Here is a 3,205-nt window from a genome sequence, read left to right as displayed (position 1 = left end):
GCGCTTCGCGCTCGCTGCCCCCCGAGGGGGCGCCGCCCGCCTTGAGGCGGCTCTGCGCCGGGCGGGAAGCCACCCGCACCGACAGATCGCCTTCGGCGACACGCTGCGCGACAGAGACGGCTTCGCTCAAGGGACGGGTGATGGAGCGAATCTGCAGCCAGGTGAACACAATGCCCAGAACGAGGGCGATGCCTGCGCCAACCGCACTCCAGGTCCAGGCGGCGTTGGCCATTTGATCGACCTCGGATTGCGTTTGCTTGCCTTTGGCGCGCTGTTGGGCGATGAGGTCGAGAATCTGTTTGCGGACTTGCCGCCACAGCGGGGTTTCCTCTTTGCTGATGACGAGCGAAGCGGCCATCTGATCTTCTTTGGCGATCGAGATCACGTGGGGGAAAACCGCAACCTGCTGTTGCCGCAATCTGGCGACTTCCGCCAGCGCCTTGCTCTGCGCCGGGTTGTTGGCAGCAAGCTTCTGTGCGCCTTGCAGGGCGGTATCAAAGTCCGCCTGCGCCGCTTTCAGGTTGGCATAGCCCTGTTTGTTGGCGGGGTCGAGCACCACATTGCGCAAGGCCTGGCCCGATTGCAGACCTTGGGCGTACATCTCCTGCAAGCGGTGTTCGTAGGCAAGGTCGGTGTGAATATAGGTGTCGAACTTGCCTTGAATGTGGGACATGCCGCTGAGGCTGACCCCCATCGCGGCGATGAACAGGAGAAACACCAGCCCTGAAGAAAGGGACATTTTGGTGCGGATTCTGAGGTTTTGAAGGAGTGTGTTCATACGTGATCTCCGGGAGATGCTGGAGTGACTTGTGAGTCGGGTGGCAGTGACAAATCGGCCAGAGCCGACAACAAGGGCTCGGGACGGCCCACGCCATAGCCTTGCACGGCATCGACGCCGTTGTTTCGCAGGATGTCGATGGTGGCCGCGTCTTCGACAAATTCGGCCACGGTGCGCAGGCCCATGCTGCGGGCCACGGTGCAGATGGCGGCCACCATGGTCTGGTCTTGCCGGGATGCGGCGAGGTTCTTGATGAAGATGCCGTCGATCTTGAGCTGGTCGAACGGAAAGGTCTTGAGATAGGCGAAGCTCGCCAGCCCGGTGCCGAAGTCGTCGAGCGAGACGGCCGCGCCCAGCGCGCGCAGGCCGCGCAGCAGCGCCAGAGCCTGCTCGGGGCTGCGAATGGCCGTGGTCTCGGTGATTTCGAAGCACAGTTTGTCGGTTGGAATGCCGCTGCCCAGCACCGCGCCCCGCAGATCGTCGAGTAGCTGCACATCGGAAAGACTGCTGCCCGACAGATTGATCGAGACTTTGCCCAGTTGCGGCAGTGCGGCAGGGAAGGCGGCGAGTTGATGCAGGGTGTGGCGCAGCACCCAGCGGTCGATGGCCGGCATGAGGCCGTGGCGCTCGGCCAAGGGCAGGAAGGCGGCCGGAGACTGCAATTCACCGTCCACCCGCCAGCGCAGCAGCACCTCGAAGGAAACTTCGGGAGCGCCATGCAGATCGACAATGGGTTGCGCATAAAGCTGAAAACCACAGACGCTGCCTTCATGGCTTTGCGCGTCGTCCCACGGTTCGGCGCGCAGCGCGGTTTCCATCAGGCTGATGAGGCGGCGTTGTGCGCGCCGCTGTTCGATGAGCGATTCGCCCTCGTCGTGGGCGAAGTGAATGCGGTGGTCAAAGCGGTCGCCCGCCACCTGGGTGGCCAGCGCCAGCAAGGCCATCTGCTCGGTGGCGCCCAGCTCGGGCCGCAGCGGCACGGCGCCAATAGCCACATGCAGCCAGACAGCCTGGTCGTCGAACTGGAAGCGGCGGCCGTCGAGCGCCTTCCAGACGCGCTCGGAGGTTTGCTGCGCCTTTTCGAACGTGGGAGCGATCAGGGAGAAATAGCCGTCATGCGTGCGGGCCAGACTGCATTCGCCCCCGCAGGCTTCCTGCAGGGTGTGACCGATGGCGCGCTCGACGTCCTGCTTGTGTTGCGGGCCGACGAGTTCTTCAATGGCGTCGAGCTGCATGATCTCGACCCCCAGAAGGTGGGTTGAAGGCCGGGGCTCGGCCGACTCGATGGCGCGCGCATAGCCGCGGTCATTGAGCAGGCCGGTCAGCAGGTCTTCGTGCGCCAGCCGGCCCATCTGGCGCTGCGCCCAGCGCTGTTGCGCGATGGTGGCGATGCCCAGCAGGCTGATGACCCCGAACACGGCCACCAGCACCGACTGATCGGCCCACTTGTAGGCGATATCGGCCCCGTGGCCCAGCATCTGTTTGGCCAGCACCATTTGCGCCACGCCAGTGAGCATCAGCCCCAGATGCGACAGGGTGGAACTGAAGCGGAACACCAGAACCGCCAACAACAAAATGGCCAGGTAGCGCAGCGAGCTGGCATAAGCGTCGGCGCCCAGATGGATCAGCCAGGCGCTGCCCGCGGTGAACAAGGCCCAGGCCAGCAGCCAGAGCAGGGCCGCCTGTCGATGTTGCGGGGCGCCGGTGCACAAAGGACGCGTTTTGTGCAGCCACGCTTCAGTGTCTCGCACGATCAGCTCGGTCACACGGGTGAAGAACAACACGCCGAATGCGGTCGAGAAGCCATAGACGAACACCAGCAGATTCAGCGGCAAAACGCGCCATTCGGGCGTGTTGACATATTGCGCGATGCCCAGAACGAGATCGAGCGCGACGCACCCGAGCAGGATGCCGTAATACTGCAGCGCGTCGCGCACGGCGGTGCGGTCGTCGTCGGGCGCGGTGCGCAGACGGCGCAGCGCCCAGGCGGCCAGCAGCATCGACAGGGCGAAGCTGCCCGTGCCGAGCAAGGCGCCTGAGAAGGGCTGCTGCTGGATGAGCGCATTCCAGATCAGCACGCCTAAAGCTGCAGGGGCGACTGCGGCCGCGCCGTAGGCGGCGACGAAACCGTAGGCGATGCCATTGGCTGGCCAGATGATGGAAAAAGGCAGGTGGTCGATGCGAAACCACTGCACCGTGAGCTGCGCCGCGAGCATCCAGCTCGCCGCGATGATCAGCCCGCGCAGCGCGTGCACGTGCAGGGGTGCGGCGGTGCGGGGCGGTGCGGTGGAAAACAGGGACGACATGATGCGGGTGTGGAGAAGGGACTTAGAACCGCACGAATTCCGGCTGCAGTTGCGTGAGCACCGGCAGGCTGTCCTCGGTAGCCGCCCGGGCCTTACCCGCAGCAGGCCGCGTGGTTTGTTT

Annotated in this window: 2 protein-coding genes; both read right to left on the bottom strand. The window is 64.5% G+C overall.

The genetic code is table 11. The annotated features are described in order from the left end of the window. On the bottom strand, nt 1–739 hold a 739-nt coding region (locus tag AC2VLV_RS10520), incomplete at its 3' end, for a CHASE3 domain-containing protein (protein ID WP_486989938.1). A gap of 35 nt (nt 740–774) precedes the next feature. Continuing rightward, the gene (locus AC2VLV_RS10515; RefSeq protein ID WP_486989937.1) at nt 775–3,084 is read right to left on the bottom strand and encodes an EAL domain-containing protein; all 2,310 of its coding nucleotides are present in this window, start codon (nt 3,082–3,084) and stop codon (nt 775–777) included. Nucleotides 3,085–3,205: the final 121 nt, after the last annotated feature.

The organism is Thiomonas sp. TH-17, assembly GCF_057473305.1.
This window is presented reverse-complemented; position numbering and strand designations above follow the sequence as displayed.